Genomic DNA, 19,596 nt, shown 5'->3' with positions numbered 1-19,596 from the left:
GCCGTCGTGTGACCCCTCTCCCATGCAGCGTGTTTGCCCTCTGTCCATACTTACCTTTATTGCCAATGAAAGGAGGGAGACAGCATGCACTGGCAGACGCATACCGTTTTTAATCAACCTGCACCGCTATCGAACAGCAACCTTTTCCTCTCTGATTGCGCCCTGCGCGATGCGGCAGCGCGTGAAGGGGCGGAGTGGGATCTGGATCTTCTTGCCAGCATCGGACAGCAGTTGGGCACGGCGGAGTCGCTGGAGCTGGGCAGGCTGGCGAACGTTAACCCGCCGGAACTGCTGCGTTATGACGCCACGGGAGCGCGGCTGGATGACGTCCGCTTTCATCCGGCATGGCATCTTCTGATGCAGGGGCTTTGCGCCAACCGGGTACACAACCTGGCGTGGGAAGAGGCGGCGCGAAAAGGATCGTTCGTCGCCCGGGCCGCGCGTTTCGTGCTGCATGCCCAGGTGGAGGCGGGAACGCTATGCCCGGTAACCATGACCTTTGCCGCCACGCCGCTGCTGCAACAGTTGCTGCCCAACCCCTTTCAGGACTGGTTAACCCCGCTGATGAGCGATCGTTACGATCCCCATCTCGCCCCGGGCGCGCAAAAGCGCGGCCTGCTGATCGGCATGGGGATGACGGAAAAGCAGGGCGGTTCGGACGTGCTCAGCAACACCACCAAAGCAGAAAAATGCAGCGATGGCAGTTACCGGCTGGTGGGGCACAAATGGTTTTTCTCCGTACCGCAGAGCGATGCGCATCTGGTGCTGGCGCAGGCGAAAGGCGGGTTGTCCTGCTTTTTTGTCCCGCGTTTTCTGCCCGACGGGCAGCGCAACGCGGTGCGTCTGGAGCGTCTGAAGGACAAACTCGGCAACCGCTCGAATGCCAGCAGTGAGGCTGAGTTTCTCGATGCTTCCGGCTGGCTGCTGGGCGAAGAGGGAGAAGGCGTCCGGCAAATTCTGAAGATGGGCGGGCTGACGCGCGTCGACTGCGCGCTTGGCAGTCACGGACTGATGCGTCGTGCGCTCTCGGTGGCGCTTTATCATGCCCATCAGCGGCAGACCTTCGGCAAGAATCTGATCGACCAGCCGTTAATGCGCGAGGTGCTAAGCCGGATGGCGCTGGTACTGGAAGGGCAGACGGCGCTGCTGTTCCGACTCGCCCGGGCGTGGGACAACCGTACCGATCCGCAGGAAGCCGCGTGGGCGCGGCTTTTCACGCCGGCGGCAAAATACAGCGTCTGCAAAGCGGGCATACCGTTTGTGGCAGAGGCAATGGAGGTGCTGGGTGGCGCAGGCTATTGCGAAGAGAGTGAGCTTCCGCGGCTGTACCGTGAAATGCCCGTTAACAGCATCTGGGAAGGCTCTGGCAATATTATGTGCCTGGATGTCCTGCGCGTGCTGGCGAAGCAGCCAGGCATTCTCGACCTGCTCGCCGATGATTTTGCGCAGGTAAAAGGCCAGGACAGGCACTTCGATCGCAGCTGGCGGCAGCTACAGCAGAAGCTGCGTAAGCCACAGGAAGCGCAGGGCAGGGAGATCGCGCAGCAGCTCTTTTTACTGGGCGCCGGAAGCCAGATGCTGCGACACGTATCGCCGCCCGTATCGCAGGCGTGGTGCCGCATGATGCTGGATGCCCGGGGCGGCACGCTGATGAGCGAGCAGGTGCAAAACGACCTGCTGCTGCGCGCCACGGGCCGGGTCGGTTAAGCCTTCAGTTGGAACAGGCTCACCAGCCGGGTGAGGTGCGACCCCTTCTCGCGCAGCGTCTGTGCCGTCTGCTCGCTGCGTGAGATACGATCGGCATTAATATGCGATGCCTCTCCGATGTGCGTCATCGCCAGATTCACCTGGCGAATCCCCGCAGACTGCTCGCGGGACGCGTGATTGATCTCGGTGACAAGCTGGCTGATGTTATCGATATGAACGATGATGGAGTCCATCGCCAGGCGCGTTTTTTCAGACAGCGCGTGGCCTTCGCTTACCTTGTTCAGCGTGTCGCCAATCAGCTGTTCAATCTCTTTAACCGCGTTGGCGCTGCGTGCCGCCAGGGCGCGCACTTCCTGCGCCACCACGGCGAAACCTTTGCCGTGTTCGCCCGCCCGCGCCGCTTCTACCGCCGCATTGAGCGCCAGAATATTGGTCTGGAAAGCGATGGACTCAATCACGCGGGTGATGTCTTCAATGCGTTTTGATGCGTCGCGAATATCATCCATGGTGGATACTGCGTGGGTCACCGTCTCTCCACCCTGATGCACCGCGCGCGAGGTTTCACCCACCAGCTGCTGCGTTTGTTCCATGTTAGCGGCGTTTTGCTGCACGGTCGCGGCTAACTGCTCCATGCTGGCGGAGGTCTCCTCAACGCTGCTGGCCTGCTTGTTGATCTGCTCAGAGATCTCGCCGGTGTCTGAAGCCAGCGCGTTAGTCCCCAGATGGATCTCGCCTGCGGCCTCGCGGACCTGCAACACGATTTTTTGCAGACCGCCGCCGATGCCGTTAATGGCGTCAACCAGCTGGCCGACTTCATCCTGTCGCGTGACCGGCAGGCTGGCACGTAGATCGCCTGCGGCATACTGCCGGGCAAGCTCAATTACCGCGCGCAGCGGACGGGTCAGCATCCGGCGAATGAGGATAACGAACAGGCCCGCGAAGAGTGCGGATAACACCACGCCCGCCATCAGGAAGCGATCGCGCAGGGTGGTGACGCTTGAAAGCAGTACGGCCTTGTCCACTTCACCCACGATGGTCCAGTTCCAGCCCGCCAGCGGCGTGTAGGCGACTTTGAGCGTACGGCCATCCGCGCTCACGCGTTCCAGCGTGCCGGGTTTGTCACTCAGAAGCTGCTGCTGCGTCGCGGCGTCCCAGGCGGGCAGTTTGCCCTCTTCGCTGGCGTGGAACAGGTACTGTCCGCGCGTTTTACCGCTGCTGCGGTCCAGCACGTAGAAATGACCGCTCTCGCCCAGACGACGGTTAAGGATTTTCTCGCGCATGACGTTCCACGAATGGGTGATGTCCACGCCGACAAAGATAATCCCGATAACCTGGCCTTCCGCATTCTTAATAGGCTGGTATTGCGTGATGTAGCGCTTGCCGAACAGCAGAGCGAGACCACGATAGACTTCCCCTTTCGTGACGGCGGCAAATGCCGGGCTGGTGGTATCCAGAACGGTTCCGATCGCGCGGTCACCGTTCTCTTTGCGCAGCGACGTTGCCACGCGAATAAAATCGTTACCGCTGCGGACAAACAGCGTCGAGATAGCCCCCGTTCGGCTCAGGAAGTCATCAGAAAGCGTATTGTTTTCATGCAACTCCGTTTCACCGCCCTTCAGCAGAGGAACGGTAAGGCCGTTAATGGTCCGGCTCTGGCTGCTGTCGCTGTTCAGTGGCTGTGGCAAAAAGGTAGTGAACAGACGGGTATAGCTCTCGACCTCTTCGCTCAGGCTGGTGTTGAACATCTCTACCATATCCACCATGCCGGCAGACTGGTTATGCAGGTCTTCAACCGCAAGATCTTCAAGCTGCTGGCTGGCGTTGTGGCTCAACAGGAAAGTGAACAGCAAAAAAAGCGTGGCGACACTTGCACCTGTAAGCAGCGATAGCTTCGTGCCCAGACCTGCCCGACGGAAAAAAGTGATCATAAATTGCTCATCATTGAAAAGGTATGGCTGTTCAACGGCAGAGCGGAGAGAACGTTTATCTTTTAACTGTAACTTAATGTTACGGGATTGTTTTTATTGCGTTTCTGGAGAGATAAAAAATTTGCAAAAGTGAAAAGCCACTAAAGTTAAGTGGCTTTTATCGGAAGGGATTATGCATAAAGAATGGCCTGTACGCGCCAGAGATTAACATGGTGATCTTCCTGCATCTGGACGATGCGATACCAGGAGGCACCCTGTTCATCGGCCTTCAGGGCGACGACACGTTCCACGTCTTGCGGACTCCCCGTTATATTGTTAACGGAGATCTGACCAATCTCGTTCAGGCCCGTGACGCAATCCGCGCTGGCAAATTCGGCTGACTGCGCCGTGGTGCTCAGCAGGCCTGCTGAAAGTAATAGCGTCGTTAAAGCAAGGGTTCGTTTCATCGTCAGCTCCTTTTCACGTGTCTCCGGTATCCGCCGGGCAATCCTTCGCGAATAAACGCATTTCCATTGTTGCTGGCATGCAGTTTATTGTGGACAGGAAAATGTCTATGGACGAAAAGCAGTGTAAAGGTCGTTCAAATGATGATGCCTACTTACGGTACAAAATTCCCTGCGCGTACCACTGTCCCGTAATAATGGTTTCATCAATCATAATGATGACGTAATAATCTGCTTTTGCGGCAACGGCCTGCGCTTCAATTGCGTCTTCTGCATCATCCGGTGAACCGCGAACCATCGCGGATACGGTTCCCAGGCGTTGTAATCCTTCCGTCTGATTACGACGAATTTCCTGGGGACGATCGGTAACCGGCGGTGCCGGTTCTGGCGTACCCTGCAATACGGAACATCCGCCGAGCAGTGTGACCAGCAATAAAGCGGTAAGCCTGCGCATAGCCCTGTCTCTTTTCCTGATAGCCATAGTGTAGTTGTCTGCGAATTTAGTTTTGGGGGAATGTTCCCGAAGTGTTATCTGGAACGTAGATTTCGAATGAAAATATCGTGAAACCGTAATCCAGCTCTCAACATTATGAATCATTCATCAGCACAGGATCGACAATGATTGAAATTGAAACGCGCCGCCTGAATGACCATGAAATCCTCCATGCTTTTCCGGCAGGTAAAGGTGAACAACCGCTGCCGGCGGTGGTTTTCTATCATGGCTTTCTCTCCTCGAAGCTGGTCTACAGCTATTTTGCCGTCGCGCTGGCGCAGGCCGGCTTTCGCGTCGTCATGCCTGATGCGCCGAACCATGGTGCACGCTTTAACGGCGATGAGCAGGCGCGGCTGGGGCTGTTCTGGCAAACGCTGCACGGCAATCTGACCGAGTTCGCCGGGCTGCGTGACGCGCTCTTACAGGCGGGGCTGGTGGAGGGGAAACGGCTGGCGGTCGCAGGCGCATCAATGGGGGGAATGACGGCGCTGGGGATCATGACCAGGCATCCTGAGGTGACGTCCGTGGCTTGCCTGATGGGGTCGGGCTACTTTACGTCACTGGCAAAGACGCTGTTTCCGTCGCAGGCACCTCAGGAGATTGAGGCTCTGTTGTCTGAATGGGACGTCAGCCACGCGCTTTCGCGGCTGGCCGATCGTCCGCTGCTGCTCTGGCATGGAGATGCCGACGACGTTGTACCGCCCGGTGAAACGTTCCGTCTGCAACAGGCGCTACAGCGCGAAGGGCTGGACAGCAATCTGACCTGCCAGTGGGGAGCCGGTGTCCGGCACCGCATTACCCCGGCAGCACTGGAGGCGACGGTGGCGTTTTTCCGCCAGCATCTTTAAACGCGGAGCACCTTAACACCCTGATCCTCAAGCTTGCTGAGGATCTCAGGGTTGGCGTTTTTGCCGGTGATCACCATGCTGATTTGCTCGGCGCGGCTGAAAAGCATGCCGGCGCGTTCACCGACCTTGCTGCTGTCGACCAGCACCACCAGCTTGCCTACCACGTTAAGCATGTTTTGTTCCGCCATTGCGGTGAGCATATCGGTTTTATACAGGCCATCCGCCGTCAGACCCTTGCCGCTGGTAAACATCCAGTGCCCGGCATAAAGGCTATTTTCACTGTCTTGCGGGCTGAGGGTAATGGACTGGCTCTTGTTGTACTGGCCGCCCATGATCACCACGCTTTCATGTTCTTGATCAATGAGATAGTTGGCCAGCGGCAGGTAGTTGGTAATGATTTGCACCGGTTTGCCGCACATCTCGCGGCCCAGCAGAAACGCCGTCGAGCCGCAGTTGATCACCACGCTCTCGCCGGGATTCACCAGCTGTGACGCCGCTCGGGCAATCCGCACCTTTTCATCGTGATTCTGCGCCTGGTGGATGTTCATTGGCGTCCAGCGTGGACGCTGCTGGCTGATAGCCTCTGCGCCGTTGCGGACTTTTTTCAGCTTGCCGCTCTCATCCAGCTTGTTGATGTCCCGCCGCGCGGTAGCGGGGGAGATCCCTAAACGTTCGATCACTTTCTCGACGGTGATAAACCCTGTTTGCGCCAGGAGTTCCAGTAAAATTTGATGCCGTTGCGCTTCCGTCATGAGCTATTCCGATAAGAATTGATTTGAAAAGATAATATTTGAAATAGCGTGAAATTACTAAAATAAAAATGACATCGCCAGACGCAGGGTCTGGCGACTGGGCTTCACAATCAGAGGAAGGATTTAAACGGCAGGTCTGGCTCAATAGTAAAGCAATCATCGAAGCCACGCGGGTAGTGGTACTCAAGATTGTCTTTATCCAGCGGCCAGGTGAATTTGCCGCCAACCTGCCAGATGAACGGCTTGAAGCCATACTTGAGGCGGTCTTTTTTCATCTCCCACAGGACGCGGATCTCTTGCGGATCGGCCTGGAAGTTTGACCAGATATCGTGATGGAACGGGATCACCACTTTGGTGTTCAGCGCTTCCGCCATGCGCAGCATATCCGCGCTGGTCATTTTGTCCGTAATACCGCGCGGGTTTTCCCCGTAGGAGCCAAGCGCCACGTCAATCTGATGCTCGTTGCCGTGCTTCGCGTAGTAGTTAGAGTAGTGGGAATCTCCGCTGTGATACAGGGAGCCGCCCGGCGTCTTGAACAGGTAGTTCACCGCGCGCTCGTCCATCCCGTCTGGCAGTACGCCTGCGGCTTTCTGGTCGGCAGGCAGGGTAATCAGCGCGGTGCGGTCAAAAGCATCCAGGGCGTGAATTTCAATGTCTTTGATTTTCACCACGTCGCCCGGCTTCATCACGATGCAGCGCTCTTGTGGTACGCCCCAGCCGATCCACAAATCCACGCAGGTCTGCGGCCCGATGAACGGTACGTCGTCCGCGCAGTTTTGCATCACCGCGGCCGCCACGTTTACGTCAATGTGATCGTTGTGATCGTGGGTAGAGAGCACGGCGTCGATCTGGCGAATGGCAAAAGGATCAAGCACAAAAGGCGTGGTGCGCAGGTTCGGCTGAAGTTTTTCCACCCCGGCCATACGCTGCATCTGGTGGCCTTTTTTCATCAGCGGATTGCCGTGGCTCTGCTTGCCGGTGCCGCACCAGAAATCGACGCAAATGTTGGCGCCGCCTTCTGACTTCAGCCAGATGCCGGTGCAGCCCAGCCACCACATCGCAAAGGTGCCAGGAGCAACCTGTTCCTGCTCGATCTCTTCGTTCAGCCAGCTACCCCACTCTGGAAAGGTGCTCAGGATCCATGATTCACGGGTGATGGTTTCCACTTTACTCATCGTTTGACTCCTGCTTTTGATCAAAAATAATCATTATGTGATTTGTTGTGATTAATGCTGGCACTGTTTGCATCGATTTGCAATGGCTGGTGTGCGGAAAATTCCCCTCTTCACATCACAGAAAAACCCTCTGTTCGTTGGTAAGATAACCGCTATATATCATTAACCTGATGAATTTTAAGAATTAATCTGCTGTGCTTTATCGGTAGTGAAAATCATTACAAAAGCTATGGAAATAAATTGCGTGATCCGTCACAAATAATCAAATGCAATCTTGTGATGATTATTTGTGATTAATAGAGTGATGGCACCAACCACACAAGGATTACCCCTTGTGTTCTCACTTTCTGGAGAGAGTTATGGAGATCCTCTACAACGTCTTTACCGTGTTCTTTAATCAGGTAATGACCAACGCCCCGCTGTTGCTGGGTATCGTGACGTGCCTGGGTTACATCCTGCTGCGCAAAAGCGTCAGCGTGATTATCAAAGGCACCATCAAAACCATCATTGGTTTTATGCTGTTGCAGGCGGGGTCTGGCATTCTGACCAGCACGTTTAAGCCGGTCGTTGCCAAAATGTCTGAGGTGTACGGCATTAACGGCGCCATCTCTGATACTTACGCGTCCATGATGGCCACTATCGATCGCATGGGTGATGCGTACAGTTGGGTTGGGTATGCGGTACTGCTCGCGCTGGCGCTGAACATCATTTACGTGCTCCTGCGTCGCATCACCGGCATTCGTACCATCATGCTTACCGGACACATCATGTTCCAGCAGGCGGGGCTGATTGCCGTTTCTCTCTATATCTTCGGCTACCCAATGTGGACCACGGTCATCTGCACGGCAGTGCTGGTCTCGCTTTACTGGGGCATCACCTCCAACATGATGTACAAGCCCACGCAGGACGTCACGGACGGCTGCGGCTTTTCCATCGGTCACCAGCAGCAGTTTGCCTCCTGGATTGCCTACAAAGTTGCGCCTTATCTGGGCAAAAAAGAGGAAAGTGTCGAAGACCTCAAGCTGCCTGGCTGGTTGAATATCTTCCACGACAACATCGTCTCAACGGCGATTGTGATGACCCTTTTCTTCGGTGCCATTCTGCTCTCCTTCGGCATTGACGTGGTGCAGGCCATGGCGGGTAAAACCCACTGGACGGTCTATATCCTACAAACCGGCTTCTCTTTCGCCGTGGCCATTTTCATCATCACCCAGGGCGTGCGCATGTTCGTCGCCGAACTCTCTGAGGCGTTCAACGGTATCTCCCAGCGCCTTATCCCTGGCGCGGTACTGGCGATTGACTGTGCGGCTATCTATAGCTTTGCGCCAAACGCCGTGGTCTGGGGCTTTATGTGGGGCACCATCGGCCAGCTGATTGCGGTCGGCATCCTGGTGGGCTGTGGCTCCTCCATCCTGATTATTCCCGGCTTTATCCCGATGTTCTTCTCCAACGCCACCATCGGCGTGTTTGCGAACCACTTCGGCGGATGGCGCGCCGCGCTCAAGATCTGCCTGGTGATGGGCATGGTTGAAATCTTCGGCTGCGTGTGGGCGGTCAAGCTCACTGGCATGAGCGCCTGGATGGGCATGGCGGACTGGTCAATTCTGGCACCGCCGATGATGCAGGGCTTTGCCTCCGTCGGGCTGGTTTTTATGGCCGTCATCATCCTGATTGCATTGACTTATATGTTCTTCGCTGGCCTTTCGCTGCGGGCTGAAGAAGATGCGGAAAAACAAACAGCAGAAGTTTCTGCTCACTAAGGAGTTTCGATTATGACCGTACGTATCCTGGCTGTGTGTGGCAATGGGCAAGGAAGCTCCATGATCATGAAAATGAAAGTGGACCAGTTTTTAACCCAGTCAAACATTGACCACACGGTGAACAGCTGCGCAGTGGGTGAATACAAAAGTGAACTGAACGGCGCGGACATCATCATCGCCTCAACGCACATTGCCGGTGAGATTAGCGTCTCGGGTAACAAATACGTGGTAGGCGTGCGCAACATGCTGTCGCCCGCGGATTTTGGACCAAAACTGCTGGACGTGATCAAAGAACACTTCCCACAGGACGTGAAGTAAGGACGCCACATGAAACTACGTGATTCGCTGGCAGAGAATAACTCCATCCTTTTACAGGCCGACGCCAGCACCTGGCAGGACGCGGTGAAGCTGAGCGTGGATCTGCTGGTTAAGGCGAACGTTGTCGAGCCGCGTTATTACCAGGCCATTCTGGACGGCGTGTCGCAGCACGGCCCCTATTTTGTGATTGCCCCGGGGCTGGCCATGCCGCATGGACGTCCAGAAGAGGGCGTCAGGAAAACCGGTTTTGCGCTGGTGACGCTGAAAACGCCGCTGGTGTTCAACCACGAAGATAACGACCCGGTCGATATCCTCATCACCATGGCGGCTGTCGATGCCAACACCCACCAGGAGGTGGGGATCATGCAAATCGTCAATCTGTTTGAGGACGAAGCCAATTTCGACCGTTTACGCGCCTGCCGTACCGCGCAGGAAGTACTGGATTTAATTGATCACGCCACTGCGGCGGCAGTTTAAGAGGGAATTGAATATGTCTTTACCAATGTTACAGGTCGCGCTGGATAACCAGACGCTGTCTCACGCCTACGAAACCACCCGCCTGATTGCGAAAGAAGTCGACATCATCGAAGTGGGCACCATTCTGTGCGTAGGCGAAGGCGTGCGCGCCGTTCGTGACCTGAAAGCGCTCTACCCGCATAAAATCGTGCTCGCAGATGCCAAAATCGCCGATGCGGGCAAAATTCTCTCTCGCATGTGCTTCGAAGCCAACGCTGACTGGGTCACCGTGATTTGCTGTGCGGATATCAACACCGCGAAAGGTGCCCTGGATGTGGCAAAAGAGTTTAACGGCGACGTGCAAATAGAGCTGACCGGTTTCTGGACCTGGGAGCAGGCGCAGGCGTGGCGCGACGCGGGTATCCAGCAGGTGGTATATCACCGCAGCCGCGATGCGCAGGCCGCAGGCGTGGCGTGGGGCGAGGCCGATATCAGCGCGATCAAACGCCTGGCCGATATGGGCTTCAAAGTCACCGTTACCGGTGGCCTGGCGCTGGAAGATCTGCCGCTGTTCAAGGGTATTCCAATCCACGTCTTTATTGCCGGCCGCAGCATTCGCGACGCGGCATCTCCGGTGGAAGCGGCGCGTCAGTTCAAACGCTCCATCGCTCAGCTTTGGGGCTAAGGAGCGGGTATGTTGTCAAAACAGGTCCCGCTTGGCATCTATGAAAAGGCACTCCCTGCGGGGGAGTGCTGGCTGGAGCGGTTACAGCTGGCGAAGCAGCTGGGTTTTGATTTTGTCGAAATGTCGGTGGATGAGACGGACGAGCGCCTTTCTCGCCTGGACTGGACCCGCGAGCAGCGTCTGGCGCTGGTGAGCGCCATTGCCGAAACCGGCGTGCGGGTGCCATCCATGTGCCTGAGCGCGCACCGTCGTTTTCCGCTTGGCAGTGAAGACGATGCCGTGCGCGCTGAAGGGCTGGAGATCATGCGCAAAGCCATTCGTTTTGCGCAGGATGTCGGCATCCGCGTGATCCAGCTGGCGGGTTACGACGTTTACTATCAGGACGCCAACGATGAAACGCGCCGTCGTTTCCGGGACGGCCTGAAAGAGAGCGTTGAGATGGCCAGCCGCGCGCAGGTGACGCTGGCGATGGAGATCATGGATTATCCCTTGATGAACTCCATCAGCAAGGCGCTGGGCTACGCACACTACCTGAACAACCCGTGGTTCCAGCTGTATCCGGATATCGGCAACCTGTCGGCATGGGATAACGACGTACAGATGGAGCTTCAGGCAGGCATCGGGCATATCGTGGCGGTGCACGTCAAAGATACCCGTCCCGGCGTGTTTAAAAACGTGCCGTTCGGCTCCGGGGTGGTGGATTTCGAACGGTGCTTCCAGACGCTCAAACAGACCGGCTATTGCGGGCCTTATCTGATTGAGATGTGGAGCGAAACTGCGGACGACCCGGCGGCAGAAGTGGCGAAAGCCAGGGACTGGGTGCGCGAACGCATGGCGCGGGCAGGCCTGCTGGAGGCGGAACATGCTTAAGCTAAAACAGCAGGTCTTTGAGGCCAATATGGATCTGCCGCGCTATGGCCTGGTGACGTTCACCTGGGGCAACGTGAGCGCCATCGATCGCGAGCAGGGGCTGGTGGTGATTAAGCCGAGCGGCGTAGCCTATGATGCCATGCGCGCTGAAGATATGGTGGTGGTTGACCTCGAAGGACACGTCGTTGAGGGCAAATGGCGCCCTTCTTCAGATACGGCAACCCATCTGGCGCTGTACCAGCGTTATCCGTCTCTGGGGGGCGTTGTTCACACCCACTCCACGCACGCGACCGCCTGGGCGCAGGCTGGGCTGGCAATTCCGGCGCTGGGCACAACCCATGCGGACTACTTCTTCGGTGATATTCCCTGCACGCGCGCGTTAACGCAGGCTGAAGTCGAAGGTGAGTACGAACTCAACACCGGCAGGGTCATTATCGACACGCTGGGTGAGACGGAACCACTGCACACGCCGGGGATTGTGGTGTACCAGCATGGACCGTTCTCGTGGGGTAAAGATGCGCATGACGCCGTGCATAACGCGGTGGTCATGGAAGAGGTGGCTCGAATGGCGTGGATTGCGCGCGGCATTAACCCGCAGCTTCAGGGCATTGATGATCACCTGATGAACAAGCATTTCATGCGTAAGCACGGACCCAATGCTTATTACGGGCAGAAGTGAATATGTGCTCTGGAATACCGAAACAGCTGTAACCGGTGGTATTCCGGGGCCATTCATAAAAAAAGCCCCCGCGCAGGGGGCAAGTCATTTATTGCTTTGATTTTCGTTGGCTTTCCTGGTGCTGGCGATAAAACGTTACTGGTAGATACCTGCACTGGCGTGCATATTGCCGTTGCTGCCGGGCTCACGTGTCAGCATGACGTGATAGTATTTTGCGCCCCGCGCGTCGGTTTCTTCATTCAGCGCCCGATCTGCTTCACTTTCAGTGGCGAAGTTATGATTGATGTAAATTACGCCTAAGCTCTGCACATCATCCATGTTTCTGGCCTGTCGGCTGTCTATCCTGATGGCTGCCATTGCATTTGCACTGAGCAAAAGCGCAGCCAAAATGGCGATTGCGATTCTTTTCATGATATGCGCTCCACGACTGCGTGCGGTGATACGGGGTAATGCGCTCCTTCTCTGTTTAAGGGATTCTGATTAAAGTGTAATCGCTCCTCTGGTTGCGATGGGTGACCATTTCTGATGGTGTTGTTCAAAAAAACAGCGCTTCTGATGCGAGTGATTTTAAATCACCCACTTAGATCAGCTTTACGCTTTGTGCGAATTATTTGTGCAATCACCTTGTGTTTAGCGGGGAGCGCAAGTATTATGACGCGTCAATTTTTCAGCCGACCTTTAACACGTTCCTTGCCTCCCCGGGCCTCGGCTGACCCAGACAGGAGGCTGAATAATCCGTAAGGAGCAATTCGATGCGTCATTACGAAATCGTTTTTATGGTCCATCCTGACCAGAGCGAACAGGTTCCGGGTATGATCGAGCGTTACTCTGCTGCCATCACTGGTGCAGAAGGCACGATCCACCGTCTGGAAGACTGGGGCCGCCGTCAGCTGGCTTACCCAATCAACAAACTGCACAAAGCTCACTACGTTCTGATGAACGTTGAAGCGCCGCAGGAAGTGATTGATGAGCTGGAAACTACCTTCCGCTTCAACGATGCCGTTATCCGCAGCATGGTTATGCGTACCAAACACGCAGTGACCGAAGCATCTCCGATGGTTAAAGCGAAAGACGAGCGCCGTGAGCGTCGCGATGATTTCGCAAACGAAACCGCAGATGATTCTGATGCTGGGGATTCTGAAGAGTAATTTCTGATGACCAACCGTCTGGTGTTGTCCGGCACCGTGTGCAGGACCCCCCTTCGAAAGGTCAGCCCATCAGGAATTCCGCATTGCCAGTTCGTGCTTGAGCATCGTTCTGTGCAAGAGGAAGCCGGGTTTCACCGGCAGGCGTGGTGCCAAATGCCCGTTATTATTAGCGGACACGAAAACCAGGCCATTACTCACAGTTTAACGGTCGGTAGCGCAGTAATCGTTCAGGGGTTCATCTCTTGCCACAAGGCAAAGAACGGCCTGAGCAAAATGGTTCTGCATGCCGAGCAGATTGATTTGATAGATACTGGAGACTAGCCAAATGGCACGTTATTTCCGTCGTCGCAAGTTCTGCCGTTTCACCGCGGAAGGCGTTCAAGAGATCGACTATAAAGATATCGCAACGCTGAAAAACTACATCACCGAAAGCGGTAAGATTGTCCCAAGCCGTATCACCGGTACTCGTGCAAAATATCAGCGTCAGCTGGCTCGCGCTATCAAACGCGCTCGCTACCTGTCTCTGCTGCCGTACACTGATCGTCATCAGTAATCGGGCACGGTCCATTAATACGACTTTAAGAGGATAAGGTAATGCAAGTTATTCTGCTTGATAAAGTAGCAAACCTGGGCAGCCTGGGTGATCAGGTAAACGTTAAAGCGGGTTACGCTCGTAACTTCCTGGTACCACAGGGTAAAGCTGTTCCAGCTACTAAGAAAAACGTAGAGTTTTTCGAAGCACGTCGTGCTGAACTGGAAGCCAAACTGGCTGACGTTCTGGCGGCTGCTAACGCTCGCGCTGAAGCAATCAACGCACTGGGCACCGTTACCATCGCGTCTAAAGCTGGCGACGAAGGTAAACTGTTCGGTTCCATCGGTACCCGCGATATCGCTGATGCAGTCACTGCGGCAGGCGTTAAAGTGGCTAAGAGCGAAGTTCGTATGCCGAACGGCGTTCTGCGTACCACTGGTGAGCACGAAGTTGACTTCCAGGTTCACAGCGAAGTGTTCGCTAAACTGGTTGTTAACGTAGTAGCTGAGTAATTTTTTACTCTGCTCACGTCGAAGCGCCGGCCTTGTGCCGGCGTTTTGCTTTTTAGCGTGACCCTACGTCATGTTTTGCTATTGTAAGGTCGCTATTCCTGACGCATTCTCTGATAATAAATTGAAACGCAATTTTATTTATGAGATTTGTCATGGATACCGCTCTGCCCACGCCCGTCTTTGCCCGTCGAAATGTGGCCTATGCCTGCGCCACGCTCTGCTGTCTGCTTTGGGGAAGCTCTTACCCGGCCATTAAAAGCGGCTACGAACTCTTTCAGATCGCGACCGATGATATCCCATCCAAAGTCGTCTTTGCCGGATACCGTTTTCTGTTTGCCGGTGTGCTGCTGCTGCTCTTTGCCCTGGCCCAGCGAAAACCGATTGGCAGGCTCACGCCCACGCAGTTTGGCCAGCTCACGATCCTCGGGCTTACCCAGACCACCATCCAGTACACCTTCTTTTATATCGGTCTGGCCTACACCACCGGGGTGAACGGCTCGATCATGAATGCCACCGGCACCTTCTTCAGCGTGCTGCTGGCGCACTTTATCTACCACAATGACAAACTCAGCTACAACAAAACGCTGGGCTGCGTTCTGGGCTTCGCCGGGGTGATGCTGGTGAACTTCCACGGCGGGTTACGTGATTTCCAGTTTGTCTGGCAGGGTGACGGATTTGTTGTGCTGGCGGCCTTTATTCTCTCTGCCGCCACGCTTTACGGGAAACGCATTTCCCAGACCGTTGACCCGACTGTGATGACGGGCTGGCAGCTGGCGATAGGCGGGGCGGCACTGGTTGCGGGAGGCTATATCACGGGCGGAACGCTGGAAGTGCACAGCATGAAGGCCGTCGCCGTGCTGGGATACCTGACGCTGCTCTCATCCGTGGCGTTCGCCCTGTGGAGCGCGCTGCTGAAGGTGAACCGCGTGAGCATGATTGCTCCGTTCAACTTTGTCATTCCTGTTGCAGGGACGGTGCTTTCCGCCATCTTCCTCGGCGAAAACATTCTGGACATCAAATACGCGATTGCCCTGGTGCTGGTCTGTTCGGGGATCTGGTGGGTGAACAAGCGGAGCGCCTGAGAAATGACGTGCCGGGAGGCGGCTTCGCCTGACCCGGCCTACGGGAACTAGCGTGCCCGGATAAAACTGCCGTCCGGCTGACGGGTAAACAGCACCTGCTGACCATTCCCCGTGTCAATGGTCAGCCCCGTCACTACGCCGCTGGCATTCTGGCGGATCTGCACCATCTGACCATTTTGCAGGTTGCTGAGCGGTTTGCCTGCCCCTTCAACCTGCGCCATGGCATACACATCCGTTGCCGGCAGGTTGTGGTCGCGGAACAGCTGGGCAAGGGTTTTCCCTGACTCTACGCGATACGAACGCCACTGCTGCTCAATGCCGGTCGGCTGTTGTACCTGCGGCTCTGAAGGAGCGGCGGCCTGCTCCTGATCTTCCTGAACGGGTTCAGGTTCAACCGGCGCAACCTGGCCCGGATCGTTAGAGGGCGTGACCAGCTGCGTCTGCATCGGCTGTGAATCCGGCTGCGGCTGGCTTTGCGACTGGATATCCAGCTCCGCATTCCGGCTGACCGGCGCGGTATCCACGTTGTCACTGCCGGAAGGAAGCAGGAAGCCGATGACGATCAGCAGCGCGCCAATGATAATGCCTCTGCGGTGCAAAGGCGGCAGCGGGTCCATGATGCGAAAGTTATCCGGCGCATGCCAGATTTTCGCCAGGGTAGGTTTCAGTTCAAATCGCCCGGGCATGGCTCTCCTCCTGCTCCGCGTCTTTTTATCCTGTCCTGAGAAGTGTAGTTTGCTAACTGCCTGATGGGCGTAACAAAGCCAGCTTTCGTGACATATATTTGGGAAAATCCTGACGGCTACTATTGTTTCCGTTTCGCCGCTGTTTGTCACCTTTACTTAAGACAAAGTTTTACCCATAAGGGCATGGCTGATATGCTGCCCGCTACTTTAAATGTGATGGAAGGAAAACCCATGACCACCCCGACTTTTGACACTATCGAAGCGCAGGCAAGCTACGGCATCGGCTTGCAGGTAGGACAGCAGCTGAGCGAATCCGGCCTGGAAGGTCTGTTACCGGAAGCGCTGGTGGCGGGTATCGCTGATGCGCTGGAAGGCAAGCAACCCGCCGTGCCGGTTGACGTTGTGCACCGTGCGCTGCGTGAAATTCACGAACGTGCTGACGCCGTGCGTCGCGCGCGTTTCGAAGAGATGGCGGCAGAAGGCGTTAAATATCTGGAAGAGAACCGCGAGCGTGAAGGCGTGAACAGCACCGAATCCGGCTTGCAGTTCCGCGTAATCAATCAGGGTGATGGTGCCATCCCGGCGCGTACCGACCACGTTCGCGTACACTACACCGGTAAGCTGATCGACGGTACCGTGTTCGACAGCTCCGTTGCGCGTGGCGAACCGGCTGAGTTCCCGGTTAACGGCGTTATCCCAGGCTGGATCCAAGCCCTGACCCTGATGCCGGTAGGCTCAAAGTGGGAACTGACCATCCCGCACAACCTGGCTTACGGCGAGCGCGGCGCTGGCGCGTCCATTCCGCCATTCAGCACCCTGGTGTTTGAAGTCGAGCTGCTGGAAATCCTGTAATCGGTTTTTCTTATTTTCCTCTCTCCAGTCGGGGAGAGGAAAATAGCGATAAAACCTGGAGTTACGACGGAATCAACATTTTGTATTGCAAACGAAACTGTTACGTGTATTTTTGTGAGCTGTTTCGCGCTGTATGAGTGATATGACACTCACTTTCAACATATTATTAACATAATATCCAAATCATAGTATTCATCCCGCCGATTCTTACCTACTATCGATTAGTCCTTACAAAGGGACCGTCATTTATTTGGCGTATTTAAAGGCCAGAAGAGCCGTAACAACACAGACAGGCATAAACAGGAAAATATCACATGGTAGATCAGGTCAAAGTCGCCGCCGCGGAAGAGGCGACGTCTGAACAGTCGCTACGGCGAAATCTCACAAACCGTCACATTCAGCTCATTGCCATTGGGGGCGCCATCGGCACCGGGCTGTTTATGGGATCGGGCAAAACCATCAGTCTTGCCGGCCCGTCGATCATCTTCGTTTATATGATCATCGGTTTTATGCTCTTCTTCGTGATGCGTGCAATGGGTGAACTGCTGCTCTCGAACCTCGAATATAAATCCTTCAGCGATTTCGCGTCCGACCTGCTCGGTCCTTGGGCAGGCTATTTCACCGGCTGGACCTACTGGTTCTGCTGGGTGGTCACAGGTATGGCGGACGTTGTCGCCATCACGGCCTACGCGCAGTTCTGGTTCCCCGGCCTGTCGGACTGGGTGGCCTCGCTGGCGGTGATTATCCTGCTGCTGAGCCTTAACCTCGCCACCGTAAAAATGTTCGGTGAGATGGAGTTCTGGTTCGCGATGATCAAAATCGTTGCCATCGTCGCGCTGATTGTCGTCGGGCTGGTGATGGTGCTGACGCACTTCCAGTCGCCAACCGGCGTTCAGGCGTCGTTTGCCCATCTGTGGAATGACGGCGGCTGGTTCCCGAAAGGCATCAGCGGCTTCTTTGCCGGCTTCCAGATTGCGGTGTTCGCGTTCGTGGGGATTGAGCTGGTCGGCACCACGGCGGCGGAAACCAAAGATCCGGAGAAATCCCTGCCGCGCGCGATTAACTCCATCCCGTTGCGTATCATCATGTTCTACGTATTCGCGCTGATTATCATTATGTCCGTGACGCCGTGGAGCTCGGTGGTGCCAACCAAGAGCCCGTTCGTTGAGCTGTTTGTGCTGGTCGGTCTGCCGGCGGCGGCAAGCCTGATTAACTTCGTGGTGCTTACCTCTGCGGCGTCGTCTGCGAACAGCGGCGTGTTCTCCACCAGCCGTATGCTGTTCGGACTGGCGCAGGAGGGCGTTGCCCCGAGCGCGTTTGCCAAACTCTCAAAACGCGCGGTGCCGGCGAAAGGGCTGACCTTCTCCTGCATCTGCCTGCTGGGCGGCGTGGTGATGCTTTACGTCAACCCGAGCGTAATCGGCGCGTTCACCATGATCACCACGGTGTCGGCGATCCTGTTCATGTTCGTCTGGACCATCATCCTCTGCTCGTACCTGGTGTACCGCAAGCAGCGTCCACACCTGCACGAGAAGTCGATCTACAAGATGCCGCTGGGCAAGCTGATGTGCTGGGTGTGCATGGCGTTCTTCGTCTTTGTGCTGGTGCTGCTGACGCTGGAAGACGATACCCGTCAGGCGCTGATCGTCACGCCACTGTGGTTTATCGCGCTGGGGCTGGGCTGGCTGTTTATCGGTAAGAAACGTATGGCAAGTATGCGTTAAGCATGTTGCCGGGTGGCGCTGACGCTTACCCGGCCTACGTTCGAGGACGTTGTAGGCCCGGTAAGCGCTAGCGCTACCGGGCTTTTTTATTTATCAGCCAATGCCCGCGGGAACAGCACGTTATTCTCAAGACTGATGTGCTCCATCAGGTCGTCAATCATCTCATTAATGCCGTTGTACATGGCTTTCCAGGTGGTGCACGCCTCAGGCGGCGGCGTGACGTTGTTGGTGGTGTGTTTGATCACCTCCAGCAGTTCGCCCGCGTCATCATGTTCGCTTTCCATCACGCTGATGGGCCCCATCGCCTGGTTTCCCATTCCCTGTTTAATCATCGGGAAGAGGATCTGCTCTTCTTTCATCATGTGGCTGGAGAGTTCTTCGTGCAGCATGGTCAGGTATTTCGCCAGGCCGCGCGGTACGGAAGGTTTATCGGCGTGAACGCGCTCTACTTTGGTGGCCTGTAAAATCAGCTCCGGCAGCTGTTCACGGTGACGGTCGTGGTAACGCACGATGATGTGGTCGATGATTTCAGCCAGCGGCGCGGTGCGCCAGTCTTTGTCGACAGGCTGCTCTGCCAGCTTAGCCAGCTCCGCTTCGATAGCTTCTACATCCAGCTCTTTACGCGACGCTGCGCGCGCCAGCGTTTGCTTACCGCCGCAGCAGTAATCCATATCGTATTTACGGAACAGCGCAGAAGCGCGAGGGATGGAGAGCGCCAGCTCGCCCAGGGGTTGGTCGCGGAAGGCCATAGGAGTTACCTCATCATCAGAAATATAAGATGCATTTTAAATGCATCTTTATGGCGATACTATAACCCTTTAGAGGCAAGGGTAAAAGTGAGAGGGCGATCACAAAAAAAGCGTGCTTTTAACCTGCTGATTGAATGCAGAAAAAAGCTTTCGAAAGTTTTTAAAGGTGGAGAAACAGTAAACAACCTGCCGCACGT

General features: G+C 55.7%; 23 protein-coding genes. 15 read left to right on the top strand and 8 right to left on the bottom strand.

The window, feature by feature from the left end:
* Nucleotides 1-84 precede the first annotated feature (84 nt).
* On the top strand, nt 85-1,707 hold the full coding sequence (locus IM300_RS13735) for an isovaleryl-CoA dehydrogenase (protein ID WP_193036975.1): 1,623 nt from the start codon (nt 85-87) through the stop codon (nt 1,705-1,707).
* On the opposite strand, the gene IM300_RS13730 is transcribed toward IM300_RS13735, so the two are convergent.
* The 3 genes from IM300_RS13730 to bsmA form a co-directional block, all read right to left on the bottom strand.
* Nucleotides 1,704-3,635 carry a methyl-accepting chemotaxis protein gene (locus tag IM300_RS13730; RefSeq protein ID WP_193036973.1) on the bottom strand — a complete coding sequence of 644 codons (1,932 nt, stop codon included), beginning with the start codon at nt 3,633-3,635 and terminating at the stop codon, nt 1,704-1,706. The genes IM300_RS13735 and IM300_RS13730 overlap by 4 nt on opposite strands.
* A 170-nt stretch (nt 3,636-3,805) precedes the next feature.
* Complete coding sequence (gene yjfN, locus IM300_RS13725) at nt 3,806-4,081, bottom strand: DUF1471 family protease activator YjfN (protein ID WP_063450923.1); 276 nt, start codon at nt 4,079-4,081, stop codon at nt 3,806-3,808.
* Nucleotides 4,082-4,229: 148 nt separating this feature from the next.
* A complete protein-coding gene (bsmA, locus tag IM300_RS13720) occupies nt 4,230-4,559 on the bottom strand; it encodes a biofilm peroxide resistance protein BsmA (RefSeq protein ID WP_063867144.1) in 330 nt (109 codons plus the stop codon).
* Nucleotides 4,560-4,696: 137 nt separating this feature from the next.
* Between bsmA and yjfP the strand changes: the two genes are divergently transcribed.
* Nucleotides 4,697-5,419 (top strand): esterase, encoded by a 723-nt coding sequence (gene yjfP, locus IM300_RS13715; protein ID WP_193036971.1) that lies wholly within the window; start codon nt 4,697-4,699, stop codon nt 5,417-5,419.
* On the opposite strand, the gene ulaR is transcribed toward yjfP, so the two are convergent.
* Together ulaR and ulaG are read right to left on the bottom strand one after the other, a co-directional pair.
* Nucleotides 5,416-6,171, bottom strand: coding sequence for an HTH-type transcriptional regulator UlaR (ulaR, locus tag IM300_RS13710; protein WP_063867148.1), 756 nt, complete (start codon nt 6,169-6,171; stop codon nt 5,416-5,418). The two genes, yjfP and ulaR, sit on opposite strands and share 4 nt — an antisense overlap.
* 110 nt (nt 6,172-6,281) lie before the next feature.
* Nucleotides 6,282-7,346: an L-ascorbate 6-phosphate lactonase gene (gene ulaG / locus IM300_RS13705; protein ID WP_063867151.1), complete on the bottom strand. Its 1,065-nt coding sequence runs from the start codon at nt 7,344-7,346 to the stop codon at nt 6,282-6,284.
* 359 nt (nt 7,347-7,705) lie between these two features.
* On the opposite strand from ulaG, the gene ulaA reads away from it, so the two are divergent.
* The 6 genes from ulaA to IM300_RS13675 are packed head-to-tail and all read left to right on the top strand — an operon-like array spanning nt 7,706 to nt 12,114.
* The gene (ulaA, locus tag IM300_RS13700) at nt 7,706-9,106 is read left to right on the top strand and encodes a PTS ascorbate transporter subunit IIC (protein WP_193036969.1); all 1,401 of its coding nucleotides are present in this window, start codon (nt 7,706-7,708) and stop codon (nt 9,104-9,106) included.
* Between the two features lie 12 nt (nt 9,107-9,118).
* The gene (ulaB, locus tag IM300_RS13695) at nt 9,119-9,424 is read left to right on the top strand and encodes a PTS ascorbate transporter subunit IIB (RefSeq protein WP_025758276.1); all 306 of its coding nucleotides are present in this window, start codon (nt 9,119-9,121) and stop codon (nt 9,422-9,424) included.
* Nucleotides 9,425-9,433: 9 nt separating this feature from the next.
* Nucleotides 9,434-9,901 (top strand): PTS ascorbate transporter subunit IIA, encoded by a 468-nt coding sequence (ulaC, locus tag IM300_RS13690; RefSeq protein ID WP_193036967.1) that lies wholly within the window; start codon nt 9,434-9,436, stop codon nt 9,899-9,901.
* A gap of 13 nt (nt 9,902-9,914) precedes the next feature.
* On the top strand, nt 9,915-10,565 hold the full coding sequence (gene ulaD, locus IM300_RS13685) for a 3-keto-L-gulonate-6-phosphate decarboxylase UlaD (RefSeq protein ID WP_193036965.1): 651 nt from the start codon (nt 9,915-9,917) through the stop codon (nt 10,563-10,565).
* 9 nt (nt 10,566-10,574) lie between these two features.
* The gene (locus tag IM300_RS13680) at nt 10,575-11,435 is read left to right on the top strand and encodes an L-ribulose-5-phosphate 3-epimerase (protein WP_193036963.1); all 861 of its coding nucleotides are present in this window, start codon (nt 10,575-10,577) and stop codon (nt 11,433-11,435) included.
* Nucleotides 11,428-12,114: an L-ribulose-5-phosphate 4-epimerase gene (locus tag IM300_RS13675; protein ID WP_193036961.1), complete on the top strand. Its 687-nt coding sequence runs from the start codon at nt 11,428-11,430 to the stop codon at nt 12,112-12,114. Before IM300_RS13680 ends, IM300_RS13675 begins: the two co-directional genes overlap by 8 nt.
* A 135-nt stretch (nt 12,115-12,249) precedes the next feature.
* Here IM300_RS13675 and yjfY read toward each other — a convergent pair whose 3' ends face one another.
* Nucleotides 12,250-12,525, bottom strand: coding sequence for a DUF1471 family protein YjfY (gene yjfY / locus IM300_RS13670; RefSeq protein WP_193036959.1), 276 nt, complete (start codon nt 12,523-12,525; stop codon nt 12,250-12,252).
* Between the two features lie 341 nt (nt 12,526-12,866).
* Here yjfY and rpsF point away from each other — a divergent pair, with 341 nt between their 5' ends.
* The 5 genes from rpsF to IM300_RS13645 all read left to right on the top strand — a co-directional run bounded on the left by rpsF (nt 12,867) and on the right by IM300_RS13645 (nt 15,388).
* Nucleotides 12,867-13,262, top strand: a complete 396-nt coding sequence (rpsF, locus tag IM300_RS13665) for a 30S ribosomal protein S6 (protein WP_003856034.1) — start codon at nt 12,867-12,869, stop codon at nt 13,260-13,262.
* Between the two features lie 6 nt (nt 13,263-13,268).
* On the top strand, nt 13,269-13,583 hold the full coding sequence (gene priB, locus IM300_RS13660; protein ID WP_022646836.1) for a primosomal replication protein N: 315 nt from the start codon (nt 13,269-13,271) through the stop codon (nt 13,581-13,583).
* 4 nt (nt 13,584-13,587) lie between these two features.
* Nucleotides 13,588-13,815: a 30S ribosomal protein S18 gene (gene rpsR, locus IM300_RS13655; protein ID WP_000135199.1), complete on the top strand. Its 228-nt coding sequence runs from the start codon at nt 13,588-13,590 to the stop codon at nt 13,813-13,815.
* Between the two features lie 41 nt (nt 13,816-13,856).
* Nucleotides 13,857-14,306: a 50S ribosomal protein L9 gene (gene rplI, locus IM300_RS13650; RefSeq protein ID WP_006810372.1), complete on the top strand. Its 450-nt coding sequence runs from the start codon at nt 13,857-13,859 to the stop codon at nt 14,304-14,306.
* 152 nt (nt 14,307-14,458) lie between these two features.
* Nucleotides 14,459-15,388, top strand: coding sequence for a DMT family transporter (locus IM300_RS13645; protein WP_112792406.1), 930 nt, complete (start codon nt 14,459-14,461; stop codon nt 15,386-15,388).
* Nucleotides 15,389-15,435: 47 nt separating this feature from the next.
* On the opposite strand, the gene IM300_RS13640 is transcribed toward IM300_RS13645, so the two are convergent.
* Nucleotides 15,436-16,074: an OapA family protein gene (locus tag IM300_RS13640; protein ID WP_112792405.1), complete on the bottom strand. Its 639-nt coding sequence runs from the start codon at nt 16,072-16,074 to the stop codon at nt 15,436-15,438.
* A gap of 231 nt (nt 16,075-16,305) precedes the next feature.
* Here IM300_RS13640 and fklB point away from each other — a divergent pair, with 231 nt between their 5' ends.
* A complete protein-coding gene (gene fklB, locus IM300_RS13635) occupies nt 16,306-16,926 on the top strand; it encodes an FKBP-type peptidyl-prolyl cis-trans isomerase (RefSeq protein WP_193036957.1) in 621 nt (206 codons plus the stop codon).
* Nucleotides 16,927-17,240: 314 nt separating this feature from the next.
* Nucleotides 17,241-18,650 carry a D-serine/D-alanine/glycine transporter gene (gene cycA, locus IM300_RS13630; RefSeq protein WP_193036955.1) on the top strand — a complete coding sequence of 470 codons (1,410 nt, stop codon included), beginning with the start codon at nt 17,241-17,243 and terminating at the stop codon, nt 18,648-18,650.
* Nucleotides 18,651-18,736: 86 nt separating this feature from the next.
* Here cycA and ytfE read toward each other — a convergent pair whose 3' ends face one another.
* Nucleotides 18,737-19,399 (bottom strand): iron-sulfur cluster repair protein YtfE, encoded by a 663-nt coding sequence (gene ytfE / locus IM300_RS13625; protein WP_193036953.1) that lies wholly within the window; start codon nt 19,397-19,399, stop codon nt 18,737-18,739.
* Between the last annotated feature and the right edge of the window lie 197 nt (nt 19,400-19,596).

It is taken from the genome of Enterobacter cloacae complex sp. I2, from assembly GCF_014896205.1.
In the GTDB taxonomy this organism is placed as follows: domain Bacteria; phylum Pseudomonadota; class Gammaproteobacteria; order Enterobacterales; family Enterobacteriaceae; genus Enterobacter; species Enterobacter quasihormaechei.
This window is presented reverse-complemented; position numbering and strand designations above follow the sequence as displayed.

Excerpts from the sequence above, each read along its gene's own strand:
- ulaG (WP_063867151.1), bottom strand. The coding sequence starts at position 7,346 with ATGAGTAAAGTGGAAACCATCACCCGTGAATCATGGATCCTGAGCACC.
- bsmA (WP_063867144.1), bottom strand. The coding sequence starts at position 4,559 with ATGGCTATCAGGAAAAGAGACAGGGCTATGCGCAGGCTTACCGCTTTA.
- rplI (WP_006810372.1), top strand. The coding sequence starts at position 13,857 with ATGCAAGTTATTCTGCTTGATAAAGTAGCAAACCTGGGCAGCCTGGGT.
- IM300_RS13735 (WP_193036975.1), top strand. The coding sequence starts at position 85 with ATGCACTGGCAGACGCATACCGTTTTTAATCAACCTGCACCGCTATCG.
- IM300_RS13645 (WP_112792406.1), top strand. The coding sequence starts at position 14,459 with ATGGATACCGCTCTGCCCACGCCCGTCTTTGCCCGTCGAAATGTGGCC.
- fklB (WP_193036957.1), top strand. The coding sequence starts at position 16,306 with ATGACCACCCCGACTTTTGACACTATCGAAGCGCAGGCAAGCTACGGC.
- yjfY (WP_193036959.1), bottom strand. The coding sequence starts at position 12,525 with ATGAAAAGAATCGCAATCGCCATTTTGGCTGCGCTTTTGCTCAGTGCA.
- IM300_RS13680 (WP_193036963.1), top strand. The coding sequence starts at position 10,575 with ATGTTGTCAAAACAGGTCCCGCTTGGCATCTATGAAAAGGCACTCCCT.
- IM300_RS13675 (WP_193036961.1), top strand. The coding sequence starts at position 11,428 with ATGCTTAAGCTAAAACAGCAGGTCTTTGAGGCCAATATGGATCTGCCG.
- ulaB (WP_025758276.1), top strand. The coding sequence starts at position 9,119 with ATGACCGTACGTATCCTGGCTGTGTGTGGCAATGGGCAAGGAAGCTCC.
- rpsR (WP_000135199.1), top strand. The coding sequence starts at position 13,588 with ATGGCACGTTATTTCCGTCGTCGCAAGTTCTGCCGTTTCACCGCGGAA.
- ytfE (WP_193036953.1), bottom strand. The coding sequence starts at position 19,399 with ATGGCCTTCCGCGACCAACCCCTGGGCGAGCTGGCGCTCTCCATCCCT.
- IM300_RS13640 (WP_112792405.1), bottom strand. The coding sequence starts at position 16,074 with ATGCCCGGGCGATTTGAACTGAAACCTACCCTGGCGAAAATCTGGCAT.
- ulaD (WP_193036965.1), top strand. The coding sequence starts at position 9,915 with ATGTCTTTACCAATGTTACAGGTCGCGCTGGATAACCAGACGCTGTCT.
- yjfP (WP_193036971.1), top strand. The coding sequence starts at position 4,697 with ATGATTGAAATTGAAACGCGCCGCCTGAATGACCATGAAATCCTCCAT.
- rpsF (WP_003856034.1), top strand. The coding sequence starts at position 12,867 with ATGCGTCATTACGAAATCGTTTTTATGGTCCATCCTGACCAGAGCGAA.
- yjfN (WP_063450923.1), bottom strand. The coding sequence starts at position 4,081 with ATGAAACGAACCCTTGCTTTAACGACGCTATTACTTTCAGCAGGCCTG.
- ulaC (WP_193036967.1), top strand. The coding sequence starts at position 9,434 with ATGAAACTACGTGATTCGCTGGCAGAGAATAACTCCATCCTTTTACAG.
- IM300_RS13730 (WP_193036973.1), bottom strand. The coding sequence starts at position 3,635 with ATGATCACTTTTTTCCGTCGGGCAGGTCTGGGCACGAAGCTATCGCTG.
- ulaA (WP_193036969.1), top strand. The coding sequence starts at position 7,706 with ATGGAGATCCTCTACAACGTCTTTACCGTGTTCTTTAATCAGGTAATG.
- priB (WP_022646836.1), top strand. The coding sequence starts at position 13,269 with ATGACCAACCGTCTGGTGTTGTCCGGCACCGTGTGCAGGACCCCCCTT.
- ulaR (WP_063867148.1), bottom strand. The coding sequence starts at position 6,171 with ATGACGGAAGCGCAACGGCATCAAATTTTACTGGAACTCCTGGCGCAA.
- cycA (WP_193036955.1), top strand. The coding sequence starts at position 17,241 with ATGGTAGATCAGGTCAAAGTCGCCGCCGCGGAAGAGGCGACGTCTGAA.